We start from the raw sequence: 16,535 nt of genomic DNA, 5'->3' as shown, positions 1-16,535 counted from the left end.
GGAGAACATGCTCTGCAATCGGATTCGAAAGGATGTTTTTTGTAATGAAAATTTTAGTGTTAGGAGCCACCGGACGGGTTGGAGGTCATTTCGTCTCCAATGCCCTACGTTCCAATCATCATGTAACTGCACTGGTTAGAAGCCCGGAAAAGGTACAAATCAACGATGACAATTTCGTTCTACATCAAGGAAACGCTTTAGTCAAAGAGGATATTCATCACGCCATACAGGGTGTGGATCTCGTTGTTAGTTCCTTAAGTACCGATGGAACGACTACATTATCGCAATCCATGGGACATATTGTTGAGGCTATGGCTCAGGAGCGTATCAAAAGAATCATTACCATTGGTACCGCAGGAATATTGGAAAGTCGAACGGATCCTGGCTTGCTTCGTTTTCAATCCCCTGAGTCCAAACGTAAGTCCACGCGAGCCGCTGAGGAGCATCTGGAGATGTACAACATTCTGAAGGCTTCAGAGTTAGAATGGACCATCGTGTGTCCTACCTACTTATTTGATGGAGAATCTCTTGGTAAGTACCGGGTTGAGCGCGACTATTTGCCTGACGGTGGAACTTCTATATCTGTAATCGATACTGCGGAGTTTGCTTATCAGCAATTAATGTCTGATGAGTATGTACAGTCTCGTGTAGGTATAGCCTACTAGGGCTGTCTTAAGTTTCAATATAAACAAGCACATTACGAGCCTGCAATTGTTATCCATTAGGAACAATTGCAGGCTCTATTTGTGTCTGCTGTTGAGCTATTTAAGCCCTTCATATAGAGGAAATTGCGAAGTGATTTCACGGACACTACCTAATATTTGATTTTTCACATCCGAGTTCTTTGGATTTTTAAAAGCAAGCCCTATCAGCTGAGCAATTTCTTTCATTTCCCTGGCTCCAAGCCCTCTTGAAGTCATAGCCGGAGTTCCAAAACGAATACCGCTTGTAACCAAAGGACTTGCCGTATCGTGAGGAATTGCATTTTTATTGGCCGTAATCCCTACTTCATCCAGTAAAGCTTCGGCTTCTTTGCCTGTAAGGCCCATAGTTCGTAAGTCAACCAACATGATATGATTATCTGTTCCTCCCGATACAAGGGTAAGTCCTTCATTCATTAAAGTTTCTGCCAATACGTTGGCGTTATTCAGAACACCTTCAATATATGTTGTGAACTCGGTTTGCAATGCCTCGCCTAATGCCACCGCTTTCCCCGCGATAACGTGCATGAATGGCCCGCCCTGAGTCCCCGGGAATACAGCTTTGTCTATCGCCTTTGCCCAGGGCTCCCGGCACAAAATGGCTCCCCCTCGTGGTCCTCGTAAGGTCTTGTGTGTGGTGGTTGAAACAAAATGGGCATGTGGTACCGGGTTAGGATGCAAACCTGCCGCAACAATTCCTGCTATATGCGCCATATCTACAAAGAAAAGAGCTCCCACTTCGGCGGCAATCTGGGCAAATAATTCAAACTCAATGGTCCGCGGGTATGCACTTCCACCTGCAACAATCATGCGTGGACGATACTTATAAGCAAGTTTACGTACTTCGTCAAAGTCAATGCGGCCCGTCTGTGCATCGACACCATATGAAACAAAATTGTAAAACCTACCTGAAAAATTAACAGTACTTCCGTGTGTTAGATGACCACCCTGGGATAGATTCATGCCAAGTATTGTGTCCCCAATCTCAACCGAGGCAAAATATACTGCCATGTTGGCCTGAGAACCGGAGTGAGGCTGCACATTCGTATGTTCAGCGCCAAAAAGTGCTTTAAGGCGGCTATTTGCTATCTCTTCGACTGTATCGACATGCTCACACCCGCCATAATATCTTCTGCCCGGATACCCCTCCGCATATTTATTGGTCAATACCGAACCTGTTGCTTCCATCACAGCTTGACTTACAAAATTCTCTGATGCAATCAGTTCTATCTTATCCCGCTGCCTTCCAAGCTCTTGCTGGACAGCCATTCCTATTACTTTATCTTGCTTCTCCAAATGTTTCATGAACATCTTCCTCTCCATATTACGGTTATTTATTCGTTCCAAGTTGTTTTTTGGGAAATTTACTATTCATCAGTAGATGTGCCATCATTCCTGCAAACAGTCCCCAAAATGCACCACCCACACCAAGCAAAGTCACATTCGCTGCTGTCGCCAAAAACGTAATCAATGCAGTTTCACGTCCCTTAGGGTCCGTTAATGCATTGGCAAGACTGCCACCGATCGTTCCAAGTAAGGCTAATCCCGCTAATGTTGCAATAAAGGTAGCAGGAAGAATCAAAAACAGAGCAGCCAATGTTACGCCAAAAATGCCGACAAAAATATAAAAAACACCACAAGCAATACCTGCAATATAACGTTTGGTTGAATCCTCATGTGCATCCTTTCCTGTACAAATCGCTGCTGTAATAGCTGCCACATTAAAAGCATGTGATCCGAATGGGGCTGCAAGAAGCGAACCCAAACCTGTTACAGCTAAAATAGGATTGGCACTTGTCTTGAATCCATCATTACGCAGAACAAGCATTCCGGGCATATACTGCCCCGTCAAGGTAATAATGAACAGCGGTAAGGCAACGCCAAGTAAGGCGTTTAACGAAAACGCTGGAACAACAAATACAGGCGATGCTACAGCCAATTGGATTGTACTGAAGTCTGTTTTCCCCATGCATATCAAATAAATCAAACCGATTGCCAATATGCCAACAATGGCGTAACGGGAAGTAAACCTTCTTAGCACGATATAGCCTGCAAACAGTACAATCACAAGCAAAGGATCTACCTTCGCCCCTCCAAAGGCCGAAATACCAAACTGTAGTAAAATACCGGCTAACAATCCGGAAGCGATGCCTGGGGGAATAAGTCGAACGAAACGTTCAAACATGCCTGACAAACCTAAAATAATAAATCCGACTGCTGAAATCATGTAAGCGCCAATAGCTTCTGGATAAGGGGTTACCGCTAATGCTGAAACGAGAAACGCCACACCCGGTGTAGACCAGGCTGTAATAATCGGTTCCTTATATCGATAACTGAGCCAAATTCCCGTTACGCCTACCCCAATCGAGATGGACCAAATCCAGGAAGCGGTCATTTCCGGGCTTAAACCAGCCACTTTTGCAGCTTGAAAAACAAGGATAAACGTACCCCCGTAATTAACAATTACGGATATTAAAGCGGCGATCACCGGAGATATCAAATCACGGCCGCGTAACGAAGGGGATGCTGTCTTCATATTTAACACTACCTCTCACTTAATCATCGATGCGTGTGTTTTCATTCCAGTAATACTCGTCCGGTAAATAGCGTTGACCAAATACACTTGTCCCTACACGTATCATTGTAGCTCCTTCTTCAATGGCGACTTGGAAGTCACCAGACATACCCATCGATAAAATATCCATTTCTACGCGTGGAATATTTTTCTCTTTAATCTGTGTACGGATCTGGTTTAACAATCGAAAACAATGTCGTGTTTCTTCGTTTGTCGCATTCAGTTTTCCAATGGTCATTAGACCTTTCACGTTTAATGTCTCGAATTGAGACAACTGTTCTACAAGCTCAACGGCTGTTTCTGGAGAGGCACCAAATTTACTTTCTTCGTAGGACGTATTAATTTGCACAAGAATGTCTAAGGTCTTATTCTCTTTGAGAAGCTGGTTATGTAACGCTTGACCCAGTTTTAGACGATCTACGGAATGGATGAGAGTAACATATTTAACTACGTCCTTTACTTTATTTGTTTGCAGATGTCCGATAAAATGCCATTCCACCTGCTTGCTTTGTTCCATGAGTGGGAATTTGTCTCGGAGTTCTTGAGCTTTGTTTTCTCCAAACAGGACCTCACCTGCTTGAATAGCTATTTGTAATTTCTCTAGCGGTACCGTTTTGGTCGCGAGCAACAACTTGATGTCCTCTATGTTGCGACCTGAAGCCTGGCAGGCCAATGCCATTTGCTGTCTTACAGCTTGAAGATTTTCTTCTACTAGATGTTTCATGTCAGCCACCTTCTTTCTATTCCGAACAGGAATGAATCAATGAGATTAGCTCCTCCTTATGTATTGTGAAGACTGTGTGGAACGTCATGCTAGTATAGCAACGCATGGATTGGATATACATATCCAAAAATGCTATTTTGGAACAGTCCAAAACGACAAAGTAGACATTAATTCAATTGGGGTTCCTTTAATACGCTTTTAAAAGTCAATAATCTGATTGATGTGATGCCCGCACGCTTCTTCCAAAATGAAAAAAGCCGCTAAATTAGCGGCTTGGTTTAGTTCTATGTTCATGTCCAAAACGAAAATACATGTTTTATGATGATTTACTCATTCACATTTTCCTTGGTTACCAGCTTCAATTCAGCGGGAATCGATGACTCCACCTGCTTGCCACTGAGCACATCCAGAGCTGCTTGCAGCGCCAGTTGGCCAATCAGTATAGGCTGCTGAGCGACTGTTGCCGTCAATTTCCCATCCTGAATGGATTTGATTGCATCATCATTACCATCGAATCCGATGACCGGAATGTCTTTACCTGAGCTTTGAATCGCTTCAATTGCACCAAGTGCCATCTCGTCATTATGGGCAAATACCGCTTGCACGTCAGGATTACCCTGTAGCAAGTTCTCCATGACATTTAATCCTTTGGACCGATCAAAATCAGCAGATTGTTTGGAAACCACATCAAGTTGCTTGTCAGCCACTTCATGGAAACCTTTACCCCGTTCTCTTGTTGCGGAAGCACCAGGCACACCTTCAAGTTCAATGACTTTTGCTCCCTCACCCAGTTGTTCCACAAAATATTCAGCTGCCATGCGTCCACCTTTAACGTTATCAGATGCCACTAGTGCCGCCACTTCGCCTTTATCTGCGGAGCGATCCAGCGTGATCACAGGAATGCCCACACTATTAGCGGATTGAACCGCTGTGGAGATCGCTGCAGAGTCCGCGGGGTTAATCAGAAGTGCACTAACACCTTGCTGAATGAGATCATCCACATCATTGGTTTGTTTGGCCGAATCGTTCTGCGCATCCACCACGATGACCTGTATTCCCTGTTTTTTGGCTTCAGCCATTACCCCATCCTTCAGTGATACAAAGAATGGATTGTTTAGTGTAGATATCGACAAACCTATTTTCTTCTGTCCGTTACTTTTGTTTGGGTTAGGTTTCGCCCATTCCGGTGGCTCCAGAGAGCACCCGGCCAGAACGATGATCATCAGCATACTTATGAGTGTTACAGTCCACTTTTTCATATTCGCTTCTCTCCTTATGCTGTTTTCTTGCGGTCCAGCAGGACGGCAATGGCAATGACGATACCTTTTACAACCATTTGATAAAATGAGTTTACTTCAAGCAAGTTCAATCCATTATTCAACACGCCGATAATCAGAACACCGATCAGTGTACCAACGATGCGTCCGCGTCCTCCAGCAAGACTTGTACCACCCAATACAACTGCTGCGATTGCATCCAGCTCGTAGGATGTACCTGCCGTTGGTTGCGCTGAATTCAAACGCGATGTCAGAATTGCACCTGCCAGAGCAGCGAGCATACCTGTCAGGGAGTAGATCATAATTTTCACGCGATTAACTTTGATACCCGAGATAATGGAAGCTTTCTCATTACCGCCGATGGCGTACGTTTTACGACCAAAAGCCGTTTTATGCAAAACAATCCACAGAATCATGAAGGTAATCAGCATCGTGATTGCAGGTACCGGAATGCCCAGCAGGTAACCGCGGCCAAACAGTTGGAATAACAGGTTATCCCCGAGTCCTGTAATTGGATTACCATTGGTGTACACCAATGTCAGTCCTCTGAATATCGTCATGGTTGCCAATGTAGCGATAAACGGAGCCATTTTACCTTTGGTAATCATTAGTCCGTTCACCATACCCATGACACCACCGAGTGCTACACCAATGATGATGGACAAGATCGGATCGAGACCAGACAACATCATATTTGCTACAAAAGCACTGGATAAAGCCAGGATTGAGCCGACCGACAGATCAATTCCACCCGTCAGGATAACAAACGTCATACCAAAGGCAATCAGCGCATTAATCGAGACTTGACGCAATAAATTCAAGATATTGAGCGGTTCCAAGAAACTTGGATTCAACACCGATACGATGAGAATAAGAATGATTAAGCCAAGCAGCGGTCCCAATTTTTGTATCACGTTTGAGAAACGGAATCCGCTTTTAGCCGTTTTGTTTTCCTGCATTGTTGTCATATCACTGTCCCCCTGTGGCCAATGTCATAATGTGTTCTTGTGTGGCTACTTCCCTTGCAACCTCGCCACTGATGTGTCCCTCATGCACAACCGCGATCCGGTCACTCATGCCAAGCACTTCAGGCAGCTCCGACGATACCATGATGATTGCAACGCCGCGGTCAGTCAGTTCATTCATCAATTCATAGATTTCGCGCTTCGCCCCGACATCCACTCCGCGGGTAGGTTCATCCAGGATAAGCACGCTTGGTCCGATACCAACCCATTTCGCAATAACCACCTTCTGCTGGTTACCCCCGGATAGATTCCTTGCCGCCGTCTCGGAGGATTGCGTTTTGATCTGTAGACGTTTGATCAGTGTATCTACGAAGTCTTGTTCCTTTGAAGTTGAGATGAAACCTTTGCTTGAGAAACTGAACAGATTTGGCAACGCCATATTCTCGCGAATAGAGAAGTCTAATACCAGCCCTTCATCCTTGCGGTCTTCTGTAATAAACCCGATTCCATGTTTCACTGCATCTGCCGGTTTACGAATGTTCGCTTTTTTGCCGCGGATGAAGATTTCACCGCTATCCAACGTATCCAAACCAAAGATGGTTCTCATGATCTCTGTTCGTCCAGAACCCATGAGTCCTGAGAAACCGAGTATTTCCCCCGCTCTCACGGTGAAGTTAATATTCTCGAATAGACCTTTGCTACTTGCATTCCTTACTTCGAGGACAACTTCACCATAAGAAGGATTCCGGACAGGATAACGCTCGGTAAGTTCACGACCTACCATTTTCCGCACCACTTCATCAAAGCTTGTCTGCGGAATAGCTTGTGTGTCTACCGTTCTTCCGTCACGCATGATGGTAATCCGGTCACAGATCGTGAATATCTCCTCCATTCGGTGAGAAATATAGACGATGGATACGCCTTCCTTCTTCAGCGAGCTGATTACACCAAACAGCTTCTGGATCTCACGCTCCGTAAGTGCTGCTGTTGGCTCATCCATAATGATGACCTTGGCATCTGTCATTAGCGCTTTGGCAATCTCGATCATCTGTTGCTGCCCGACAGAGCACTCTCCCGCAGGACGTTCAAGTGGTATGTCTACGGAAAGCTTGGCGAACTGTTCTTTGGCAAGCGCTTTCATTTGTCTTGTGTTGAGCAATCCGAATGATGATGTCATTTCCTTACCAATAAAGAGATTATCCAGCACCGTCATTTCAGGCCATACATTCAGTTCCTGATGTATGAATGTGATACCCAGTTTCTCGGCTTCCTTCGGACTTGCAAAATAGTTTTCTTCTCCGTCTATGGTGATGGTTCCCTGATCACGCTGATGAAGACCAATCAGGATGTTCATCAGTGTGGATTTGCCGGCTCCATTCTCCCCCATCAGGGCATGAACTTCACCATCTTTTAGTTCAAAATCCACTCCGCTCAGCACCTGATTCGTTCCAAACGCTTTATGAATGTCTTGCATCTGAATGTGCATTACGCAACCTCCTTTTAACCGAAATGGACTCCCGATTGTAAAATGCAATTGGCATAAGGTGTGGCTTCACCTGTGCGGATGACCACTTTCACCTGCCGTGTTAATGCTTTGAATTGTTCGTGGCTGACGGAAGCATCGATTGCTTCTACCCCGAATTTCTCTGTGATGAATTGAATGGCTACGGGATTACCTTCGCGAATCTCTTCAGCCACAATGACTTTCTCAATGACCATATCTTCTGCAATCACTTCCACCACTTCGCGAAAACTTGGTGTTCCCAGTTTGAGGGCCAGATCAATTTTGAGTACCCCGTCCGGTACTGGCAGACCTGCATCCGCAATCGCAATCATGTCCGTATGGCCCAGATCAGACAAAATCTTGGAAATGTGACTATTCAACATGCCATTTCTTTTCATTACAAGCTCTCCTCTACTTCATCACGCGTCGGCATGCCGCCCTGCGCTCCGAACTTGGTGACGGACAACGATGCAGCCCGATTGGCGAAGCGTATACTCTCTTGTAACGCTTTTCCTTCAGCCAAAGCAACTGCAAATGCGGCGTTGAACGTATCCCCTGCCCCCGTAGTATCAACAGCCTCAACTTTATAAGTTGGGACTAGAATTTCGTCAGTGCCATCAAAGTACCGTACACCTTTACTGCCCTCCGTGATGAACAACTTGTTTGGATACTGACGTAATGCCTGTGCCGGACTCATGCCCTGAAACAAAATCTCAGCTTCATGCTCGTTCGGTGTGATATATGCAGCGTTGTCGATCACTTCTTGCGGCAATGTTCTCGCCGGAGCGGGATTAAGCAGTAGCGGTGTTCCGAATTCTGCACACAATGCACTCACATGCACAACCGTTTCCTCCGGAATTTCCTGCTGAATTAATACGATATCTGCATCGCGGATCACTTCAGCTGCTTCATCGACATATGCAGGAGTGACTTCCCGATTCGCCGCTTCAACCACTACGATACTATTATCACCTTCTGCCAGAATGATATGAGCCGTACCACTTTCTAAATGTGTAACCGGTTTCACATTTTGCGTATTTACAGCATTTGCTCTAAAGTTCTCTACAATATCTTTGCCAAAAGCATCGTCGCCTACCCGGCCGATCATCGCAACCTCGGCACCCAGTCGTGCAGCGGCAACAGCCTGATTGGCTCCTTTGCCACCAGGAACCGTTTTGAAGCTATCGCCAAGAACGGTTTCACCCGCCCCCGGCCGTCTTGACGAAGTAACAACCAGATCCATTGAACTGCTTCCAATTACACATATTTTAGCCATCTGATCTCACCTTTCTCGTAGTGCCCCGTTCGATGAAACTCACGGGCAACTGTATGTTTTTATTCTCTATTGCAGCTTGTTCCACAAGCTGGATAAGTAATCCCGCCGCTTCTCTTCCCATCTCGTATGCTGGCTGACGGATGGTGGACAATGCCGGCGATAACAGGCTGCTCATCGGAATATCATCGAAACCAATCACTTGTACGTCATCAGGAACCTTTCTCCCGATTCGTGATGCCTCATGCAGTACTGCCATAGCTGCGATGTCATTGCTGGCAATGACCCCGTCTGTGTCCGCATACTTCCTGAATAATTCTTTAGCCCATACACTTGCCTCGTTAATTGAAAATGAGGTCGTCTGGATCACCCGGTAGTCTAACCCAGCATCACGGATGATTTCAATCGCCCCTTCAAAACGATCTTGAGCGGGTCTGATCTGTGACGGTCCCTGCATAACTGTGATCCGGCGACTGCCGCGTTTGATAATCTCCCTTGCAGCTAGTCTTCCACCTTCCCTGCCATCCGCATACACGGATGGACGATCCAGTGAAGTTCTGTCCAGAAACACAACGGGAATCTTTAGTTTTTCATATATCGAAGAATGAGGGTAGTTCGTTGAAGAGATCACACCAACCACGTTGTTCTGGATAAACGTCTGGATGTAATCCTGCTCCTTCCGTTCATCCTCGTCACTATTTCCAAATATCAGTCTGTAATCCTGCTCCTGCATCCGGTCCTCTACGCCGCGGGCTAACTGCGGGAAGTAAGGGTTCGTAATATCCGGCAACAACAGGCCAATCAGTTTGGACTTGCGTTTATATAATGAGCGGGCCACTTCATTTGGTGAAAAGTTAAGCGCCTTCACTGCATCTTCCACTTTTTTGCGTGTGTCCGCATGAACATAACCTCTATCATTAATGACCCTGGATACGGTGGCTACAGATACGCCAGCCAGTTGAGCTACGTCTTTAATTGTTGTCATAAGTTGCTCTCCTCTATGTGTAACCGGTTACAGACATTAAATTATCATATTATTTTTAATTTGACAAGCGTTTTCATTCTGGAAATTTCTCCAAGTATACATAAAGTGCACTAGAATTCATCTATATCATGGTTTCTTCCTGCCAGGAGATTGATACTTCATAGATGTAAAGAGCCATCACTCGATTAAAACTGAGAGTGATGGCACCCAGATCAACATAAGAATCAGCAATCTCCTGAACTTATTTAGCCTTTAATTAACAAATTAGATAGTACCATTTTCGAATAAATCAATTCATAGCGTTTATTTTACAACTCCCCGTATACTTCATCTGTCACTGGTTCCAACCATTCCGGTGTACCCGCAGTGATCGCAATGTGTTCAAACCAACTATCTTTAGCGGCCCCATGCCAGTGTTTTACACCATCATGAGTCACAATAACATCGCCGGCTTTGAGGAATTGGGCAGGTTTTCCTTCTTCCTGATACCAACCTTCCCCACCAGTCACTAACAACAGCTGAAATCCACCACGATGGATATGCCAGTTATTTCTGCATCCCGGTTCAAACGTTACATTACCAACACCCACATTCACTTTGGGATCAGCAACCAAGGATTGGAGATAACTTTGCCCTATGAAATATTGCGAAAATGCTTCGTTTTTTTCTCCTACCGGGAATATCACTCCATCTTTAACTTCTTCATGTTTAGCCATTTTATTTCCTCCAGTGTGATCTTATTGATTAATGCTTCCTGCTCCTATGTTGACCTAAAAGTGATTACACACATACGTGCGATATCGCACATTTGTGTATAATATAAAGTAATTGCACTGCCTCTGCAAGGATCAAATGAACTCGATCTGTGTCTTATGGCGCAAGAAGACAACATTTGTGCAATTACTCTCTGGAAAGAATGGTGATTACTATCGTTTTTATCACAGATCGAAGAATACTTAAGTCTCAGGAAGCGATCAAATCCGCTTTTATCAAACTCATGAACGAGAAACCTTTTGATACCATTACGATGCAAGATATCTCTGATCATGCAAATGTCGGCCGCAGAACGATATACCATCACTATTCGGACAAATTTGACTTGCTGGATAAATTAATTGAAGAACATATCGATGAACTAAGAAGATTGTGCAAGGAAGCATCCGATCTGGATTTTATAGAAAGCAATGTACTTTGGTTCGATTATTTTGAAGTTCACTATTCATTTTTCTCGGCTATGTTACTGAGTAAAGGAGCCCCTTTTTTCCGCAATCGCTTCCTTGCTCTCGTCATTGAAGAACTGGAGGATGAGGTGAATGTGACGGAGGGAAAAAATAAAGGACTAACAAAAGAAGTGATTCTCACGTTCTTTGGTACAGCAATCGTGGGTATCGTGGAATCCTATTTCACCAATGGATTACCCCGGCAACCTCATATTGTCGCAGAACAAATAGGGATTTTATTAGAAAGGAATCTATAACATAGACTCCTCATGAACCGTTCCTTCTTGATATTCTTATCAGCTGAGGAGCGGTTTATTAATTATCATTACAAAGATTAACGATATGTGATATGGTCAGTGAGGATGTTAATAGATTCATACATACATATGTACATGAAATGTGAGGAGAAGATCGAAAGTGATAGAGAGAAATACCCTTGAGAAACCGAGTAAATTTAGTGATCCCATTTTTGTCATGCTCGTGGCAAGCCTTTGTTGCTTGTTATGGGGAAGTGCGTACCCATCCATCAAACTTGGATATATCGCGTTTAACATTCTGCCGGAAGATATTGCTTCCAAGTATGTATTTGCCGGATACCGGTTTACACTGGCGGGCTTGCTGCTCTTGCTCCTGTCTCGTATCGTTAGAAAAGAGAAGCTCCAATTATCCAAGCCGCAGTGGACCAGCCTCATCATGCTAGGTATATTGCAAACGGGTTTGCAATATATGTTTTTCTACGTCGGCGTAGCCAATACAACGGGTGTCAAAGGCTCCATTATGAACGCTACTACAACCTTTTTCAGTGTTGTTCTGGCCCATTTCATCTATAAAAACGACAAATTAAGCAGAAATAAAATCGTTGGTTGCTTGCTTGGATTCGTTGGTGTAATCATCGTAAACTTCCATACGGATCTGCTTGCTTTTTCCTTTTCATTCACAGGCGAAGGCTTCGTTATTATAGCGGCACTTGTTTTTTCCGTTACAGCCCTTTACGCGAAACGTCTCACGGCTACGATCGATGTTCTGATCATAACAGGTGTCAGCTTATTCGTCGGGGGACTGGTACTTACGCTGTTAGGTCTATCACTCGGCGGTCGTGTCACCCATTTCACCTTGGAATCCACGAGTAACTTAATCTACCTGGCTTTGCTGTCATCTGTCGCATTTTGTCTATGGAATATGCTTCTCAAGTACAACAAGGTCGGAAGAGTGTCTGTCTATAACTTCCTAATCCCTGTATTTGGAGCTTTATTATCAGCGTTATTCCTGGGGGAAACGATCTTGGAACTGAAAAATCTGGTCGCATTGCTGTTCGTGTCGGTTGGCATTTATTTAGTCAATCGTGTACGTTCTGTGCAAAGCTCTAATAACACTCCAATGAAATAGACTACGCGTCCACTTTCATTGATAACAAAAAAAGCCGCTAATCAGCGGCTTTTTTTTGTAAATGTGATCAAGCTATGCTTTCATTTCTTTACGATGCTATACCTTAATATATATTCGTAAAGTCAATTAAGTCTTCTTCTTCCAAATAATTAAAAACTATAGTGTGCTTACCCAGCTCATATTCCATCTCATAACCACCCACAACTTCATTATAATATTCCGAGGTGGGTTTTCCCATCCATCGTTTCACATTCCATGGTGAGAGGTACTGCTTTTCATTGTACAGCTGGATAACCGCAATACGTGATTTCTTGCTAAGCTCGTGCATGTATGAATCAAACCCGATGCCGAATTTAGAATAATAATAGTACGCTCCCCATTCCCCGTTTGAACGAGAATTGGGTTTCCCCAATTTTTTTTGCATTGCTTGAAGCGTCATACCAATCTTGATGTCCGTCCGGCCTGGCAACACACCCTTTAAAGCGGCTTCCTTCAGGCTTTTCAGGTAAGCGCGATCGCCAACACCCGAGTTCGGCCAAGCTTTTGAACGAAGGTTACGCGTATCTTCCAACCGCATTTCCAATTTATTCACATTCAACTTAAATGTATCAACCCCATAGACGAATTGAAGGTTGTTGTAATTTTTGAACTGCACTCGAGCACCTGAAAGAGTACGGATTCCATCATCTCTGCTTGCAGAGTAGGAATCGTCGATTTTTTTTCCCTTATTATCGACATATGTTACACGGCGCAATTCCCCGGAACGAACAATATACGTTTTCACCTCATTGAAATTAGAAGTTCCCCAATCGGTGATCATCAGCATGTCTGGTGTACTGGCCTCTTTGCTCTTCACAACAAAGTTCCAGGTTTGAGGCAAAATAATCGTACTCAGATCCAGTTTTGCTGCCTGAACAGTTCCGTATGCTGCACCTTTTTTCAGCAAGGCTGCACGATACGTTCCTGAATAACTCTTGTCGCCTTTTTTATTGTTGGTCCAACCATTTTCTTCGGTTAGTGTACTCTTCTGTTCATCATAAGCAAAAATATAAACGGTGTAAGCCGTTTGCTTGGCATCACGAAGCGTAAATGAAAGTCGGCTCATACTTTCGAGCTGTTTGGCGGAGATTTTCTCTCCTTTGGCAGCGGCATTAGGTGGTAGCAGAAGCAATGCACTCAGAACATAGGCGATTAAGGTAAGTAAGGCCAGAGAAGCCCATTTTGCGTTGTGTTTAGGGTGTATCATTGATGACTCTCCTTTGAGTAAAAAATAAAATCTAACAGCTCTTTTCTAATTATGAATCGTTCACAATCTCAACATTCAAACAGGTACTTGCTAGCGTGTAATCTTGATCAAACTATGTAATGAATTTAGGTTCATGTTCAATAAGCATATCCTCCTACTAGTACTAATTTCCTAAGAATGATAACATACCCTTTCTAATAAAGAAATAACAATCTAATTAATAGATTTCGACTCATATAACATAAAAAAGCCGCTATTTAGCGGCTCTTCAAGTAACTTCGAATACGATATGATTTATAGACAGGAGTAAACCACATTACGTAGGCGTCGTTGAACGTATGGCTCCTGACTGTTCAGCAGGTGCTGTGCATACATAACTGTAAGCTCTGAATCCGGATCAATAATAGCCATACAACCAGCAGCGCCGCTCCATCCAAATTCGCCAATTGGACTCAGTGAGCCGCTTGCTGCTTTGGAGATATGTGTGCGAACACCCAGTCCATAGCCGTATCCATACATATGATCCCAGGAATAATCAGCACGAGTCATCTCGTTCAGGTGGTCCGTTCGCATCAGTTCCACTGAAGCTTGTGACAGAATGCGCACGCCTTCGGGACTCGTACCATGCCCAGTAAGCGCGTTCAGAAAACGTGCATAATCGCTAACGGTTGATAGTAACCCTGCACCGCCGCTTTCCAGCTCCGTACCCACACGGAATCCATTGCCGTCCAAACGTACAGCCTTTTCAAGCTCATCATTGTAAGCATACTGTGGAATCAGACGTGTCTGCTGCTCATCGTTCAGATTAAACGCTGTATCGTTCATGCCAAGGGGTCCTGTGATTTCGTCCCGCAGATACGTACCAAAGCGTTTGCCACTTACCACTTCCACCAAGGCTCCTAACACATCATGGCACATGCTGTAATTCCAGTGTGTCCCTGGTTCAAACAGCAACGGTTCTTTCGCAAGCGCTCTCGCGAAGTCGCGTGTTGGCAATGTTCCATCGGTGCTTTTTACAGCTTCTTGAATGCTTGGACAACCAACGTCATACGAGAACCCGGCAGTCATGGTGAACAAATCACGTACTGTAATGGCTCTTGTCGCCTTTTCCAGTCGGATCTCCCCGTTCGGCATCGTTTTCTTAACCGTCATCTCAGCGTACTCTGGCAGATAATCAGATAAGGGATCACTTAACAGCATTGCCCCTTTCTCCACCAGTTGCAGCCCTGCCACGCAAGTCATAATTTTGGTCATGGAGTATAGATTGAAGATCGCTCCATCACCGATAGGTGTTTTCTCTTCCAGATTGGCGTATCCATTACGATAATGGAAAACGGTATCATTTCGATGCATCACCAGCACCTCTGCCCACGGTACACGCCAGGATGTAATGCGGTCAATAAATGAAGCAAGCGGTTTAAAGTCCATTTTTTCCCGTCCTTCTATGTAAAATCGTTTATCATTTTGCGATGTGGTACATGTTCCCTCCCACAATCGACATATTATTAATATACGACCTTTTACAACGATTGACTACCATCTATATTGCTTCAATGATCGTAACAGGAACAGCTGGTTAACTGAGATTCTCTTCCTGTAATACAACAAGCCAGACAGATGATCTGTCTGGCTTGTTGTAATTTCATAAGTTCGTCTACAATGAGCACGATATTGAATAAGTTGGATTACAGTCCTTTCTTGCCATAGTCAGTCAAGAATTCTACGGTTTGAGGATCATAATGTGAGAAAAAGGAGCTTGTTCCTGTATCCAGTGCTGCTACCTTTTCCATATCCTCCAAGGTCAATTCAAAATCAAATACATTGAAGTTCTCTTCCATTCTATTTTTGTTGACCGTTTTCGGAATAACAACCACTCCTCTTTGAATCAAGAAACGCAGAGCGACTTGGGCCGTCGATTTGTTGTATTTTTGACCTACTTCATGCAACGTCGCATTCGTGAATAAGTCATTTTTGCCTTCCGCAAATGGTCCCCAGGATTCAATCTGCGTATTATATTTTTTCATGATCTCATGTGCCTCTGTCTGCTGATTGAACACATGGGTTTCAACTTGATTAATTGCCGGTACGACTTCGCTGAACTGAACAAGATCGATATATCGGTCCGGATAGAAATTGCTTACTCCGATAGCTTTGATTTTCCCCGCTTTATATAACTCTTCCATAGCTCGATATGTTCCATAATAGTCATTAAACGGTTGATGGATCAGGACCAGGTCCAGATATTCCAGTTGGAGTTTCCGCAGAGATTCCTCTATGGATGCTTTGGCTTTTTCATACCCTGCATTTGAAATCCATACCTTGGTCGTGATGAAAAATTCATCTCGAGGTACTCCGCTTTTTTGAATAGTGCGGCCCACGGCTTCTTCGTTACGGTAGGCTTGTGCTGTATCAATAGAACGATACCCAACGCTGATTGCATCAAGCACACATTTCTCGCATTCTTCCTGATCAGCAATCTGGTACACACCATATCCCAAAATAGGCATCTGAACTCCGTTATTCAACGTTACATATTCCATCGAGTGACACTCCTTGTTAGTTATAATTTTTTGAGATTTACAGTCTAATAACCTTAAACTATACTTAGGGTATCACCTTCGAGTAACTCGAAGTCAATCTTTTTCTATCATTTTTCATTCCATACTTGAAGACATAAGG

16 protein-coding genes are annotated in these 16,535 nt (G+C 44.1%); 3 read left to right on the top strand and 13 right to left on the bottom strand.

The window, feature by feature from the left end; translation table 11 throughout:
* Positions 1–44: 44 nt before the first annotated feature.
* Entirely contained in the window at positions 45–665 is a 621-nt protein-coding gene (locus tag NSQ20_RS16075) for an SDR family oxidoreductase (protein ID WP_127548490.1), read from the top strand.
* A 96-nt stretch (positions 666–761) separates the two neighbouring features.
* On the opposite strand, the gene glyA is transcribed toward NSQ20_RS16075, so the two are convergent.
* From glyA to NSQ20_RS16025, 10 genes are all read right to left on the bottom strand, one after another.
* Complete coding sequence (gene glyA, locus NSQ20_RS16070) at positions 762–2,006, bottom strand: serine hydroxymethyltransferase (protein ID WP_340032947.1); 1,245 nt, start codon at positions 2,004–2,006, stop codon at positions 762–764.
* A 25-nt stretch (positions 2,007–2,031) separates the two neighbouring features.
* Positions 2,032–3,237, bottom strand: coding sequence for a benzoate/H(+) symporter BenE family transporter (locus tag NSQ20_RS16065; protein WP_101313745.1), 1,206 nt, complete (start codon positions 3,235–3,237; stop codon positions 2,032–2,034).
* 19 nt (positions 3,238–3,256) lie between these two features.
* Positions 3,257–4,000, bottom strand: coding sequence for a YggS family pyridoxal phosphate-dependent enzyme (locus tag NSQ20_RS16060; RefSeq protein WP_076212076.1), 744 nt, complete (start codon positions 3,998–4,000; stop codon positions 3,257–3,259).
* Between the two features lie 326 nt (positions 4,001–4,326).
* Positions 4,327–5,259 (bottom strand): ribose ABC transporter substrate-binding protein RbsB, encoded by a 933-nt coding sequence (gene rbsB, locus NSQ20_RS16055; RefSeq protein WP_036615972.1) that lies wholly within the window; start codon positions 5,257–5,259, stop codon positions 4,327–4,329.
* A 14-nt stretch (positions 5,260–5,273) separates the two neighbouring features.
* On the bottom strand, positions 5,274–6,245 hold the full coding sequence (rbsC, locus tag NSQ20_RS16050) for a ribose ABC transporter permease (RefSeq protein WP_036615973.1): 972 nt from the start codon (positions 6,243–6,245) through the stop codon (positions 5,274–5,276).
* 1 nt (position 6,246) lies between these two features.
* Positions 6,247–7,728: a sugar ABC transporter ATP-binding protein gene (locus NSQ20_RS16045; RefSeq protein ID WP_127548486.1), complete on the bottom strand. Its 1,482-nt coding sequence runs from the start codon at positions 7,726–7,728 to the stop codon at positions 6,247–6,249.
* 14 nt (positions 7,729–7,742) lie between these two features.
* Positions 7,743–8,144 (bottom strand): D-ribose pyranase, encoded by a 402-nt coding sequence (gene rbsD, locus NSQ20_RS16040; protein WP_127548484.1) that lies wholly within the window; start codon positions 8,142–8,144, stop codon positions 7,743–7,745.
* Complete coding sequence (gene rbsK, locus NSQ20_RS16035) at positions 8,144–9,022, bottom strand: ribokinase (protein ID WP_036615980.1); 879 nt, start codon at positions 9,020–9,022, stop codon at positions 8,144–8,146. The genes rbsD and rbsK overlap by 1 nt, the downstream gene beginning before the upstream one ends.
* Positions 9,015–10,004, bottom strand: coding sequence for a LacI family DNA-binding transcriptional regulator (locus NSQ20_RS16030; protein ID WP_340032946.1), 990 nt, complete (start codon positions 10,002–10,004; stop codon positions 9,015–9,017). Before NSQ20_RS16030 ends, rbsK begins: the two co-directional genes overlap by 8 nt.
* 308 nt (positions 10,005–10,312) lie before the next feature.
* Complete coding sequence (locus tag NSQ20_RS16025) at positions 10,313–10,720, bottom strand: cupin domain-containing protein (RefSeq protein WP_076253026.1); 408 nt, start codon at positions 10,718–10,720, stop codon at positions 10,313–10,315.
* A gap of 200 nt (positions 10,721–10,920) precedes the next feature.
* On the opposite strand from NSQ20_RS16025, the gene NSQ20_RS16020 reads away from it, so the two are divergent.
* Both NSQ20_RS16020 and NSQ20_RS16015 read left to right on the top strand, forming a co-directional pair.
* Positions 10,921–11,481, top strand: a complete 561-nt coding sequence (locus NSQ20_RS16020; RefSeq protein ID WP_127548802.1) for a TetR/AcrR family transcriptional regulator — start codon at positions 10,921–10,923, stop codon at positions 11,479–11,481.
* 160 nt (positions 11,482–11,641) lie between these two features.
* Complete coding sequence (locus tag NSQ20_RS16015; protein WP_340020354.1) at positions 11,642–12,610, top strand: DMT family transporter; 969 nt, start codon at positions 11,642–11,644, stop codon at positions 12,608–12,610.
* A gap of 103 nt (positions 12,611–12,713) precedes the next feature.
* Here the strand turns inward: NSQ20_RS16015 and NSQ20_RS16010 are convergent, their stop codons facing one another.
* The 3 genes from NSQ20_RS16010 to NSQ20_RS16000 form a co-directional block, all read right to left on the bottom strand.
* Positions 12,714–13,856, bottom strand: coding sequence for a DUF4309 domain-containing protein (locus NSQ20_RS16010; protein WP_340032945.1), 1,143 nt, complete (start codon positions 13,854–13,856; stop codon positions 12,714–12,716).
* Between the two features lie 294 nt (positions 13,857–14,150).
* Positions 14,151–15,284, bottom strand: coding sequence for a serine hydrolase domain-containing protein (locus tag NSQ20_RS16005; protein ID WP_340032944.1), 1,134 nt, complete (start codon positions 15,282–15,284; stop codon positions 14,151–14,153).
* A 257-nt stretch (positions 15,285–15,541) separates the two neighbouring features.
* Positions 15,542–16,396 (bottom strand): aldo/keto reductase, encoded by an 855-nt coding sequence (locus NSQ20_RS16000; protein ID WP_340032943.1) that lies wholly within the window; start codon positions 16,394–16,396, stop codon positions 15,542–15,544.
* Between the last annotated feature and the right edge of the window lie 139 nt (positions 16,397–16,535).

Source organism: Paenibacillus sp. FSL K6-1122 (genome assembly GCF_037977015.1).
Lineage (GTDB): Bacteria > Bacillota > Bacilli > Paenibacillales > Paenibacillaceae > Paenibacillus > Paenibacillus amylolyticus.
This window is presented reverse-complemented; position numbering and strand designations above follow the sequence as displayed.

Excerpts from the sequence above, each read along its gene's own strand:
- glyA (WP_340032947.1), bottom strand. The coding sequence starts at position 2,006 with ATGAAACATTTGGAGAAGCAAGATAAAGTAATAGGAATGGCTGTCCAG.
- NSQ20_RS16010 (WP_340032945.1), bottom strand. The coding sequence starts at position 13,856 with ATGATACACCCTAAACACAACGCAAAATGGGCTTCTCTGGCCTTACTT.
- NSQ20_RS16060 (WP_076212076.1), bottom strand. The coding sequence starts at position 4,000 with ATGAAACATCTAGTAGAAGAAAATCTTCAAGCTGTAAGACAGCAAATG.
- NSQ20_RS16065 (WP_101313745.1), bottom strand. The coding sequence starts at position 3,237 with ATGAAGACAGCATCCCCTTCGTTACGCGGCCGTGATTTGATATCTCCG.
- NSQ20_RS16005 (WP_340032944.1), bottom strand. The coding sequence starts at position 15,284 with ATGGACTTTAAACCGCTTGCTTCATTTATTGACCGCATTACATCCTGG.
- NSQ20_RS16030 (WP_340032946.1), bottom strand. The coding sequence starts at position 10,004 with ATGACAACAATTAAAGACGTAGCTCAACTGGCTGGCGTATCTGTAGCC.
- NSQ20_RS16025 (WP_076253026.1), bottom strand. The coding sequence starts at position 10,720 with ATGGCTAAACATGAAGAAGTTAAAGATGGAGTGATATTCCCGGTAGGA.
- NSQ20_RS16000 (WP_340032943.1), bottom strand. The coding sequence starts at position 16,396 with ATGGAATATGTAACGTTGAATAACGGAGTTCAGATGCCTATTTTGGGA.
- NSQ20_RS16045 (WP_127548486.1), bottom strand. The coding sequence starts at position 7,728 with ATGCACATTCAGATGCAAGACATTCATAAAGCGTTTGGAACGAATCAG.
- rbsD (WP_127548484.1), bottom strand. The coding sequence starts at position 8,144 with ATGAAAAGAAATGGCATGTTGAATAGTCACATTTCCAAGATTTTGTCT.
- rbsC (WP_036615973.1), bottom strand. The coding sequence starts at position 6,245 with ATGACAACAATGCAGGAAAACAAAACGGCTAAAAGCGGATTCCGTTTC.
- NSQ20_RS16020 (WP_127548802.1), top strand. The coding sequence starts at position 10,921 with ATGGTGATTACTATCGTTTTTATCACAGATCGAAGAATACTTAAGTCT.
- rbsK (WP_036615980.1), bottom strand. The coding sequence starts at position 9,022 with ATGGCTAAAATATGTGTAATTGGAAGCAGTTCAATGGATCTGGTTGTT.
- NSQ20_RS16075 (WP_127548490.1), top strand. The coding sequence starts at position 45 with ATGAAAATTTTAGTGTTAGGAGCCACCGGACGGGTTGGAGGTCATTTC.
- rbsB (WP_036615972.1), bottom strand. The coding sequence starts at position 5,259 with ATGAAAAAGTGGACTGTAACACTCATAAGTATGCTGATGATCATCGTT.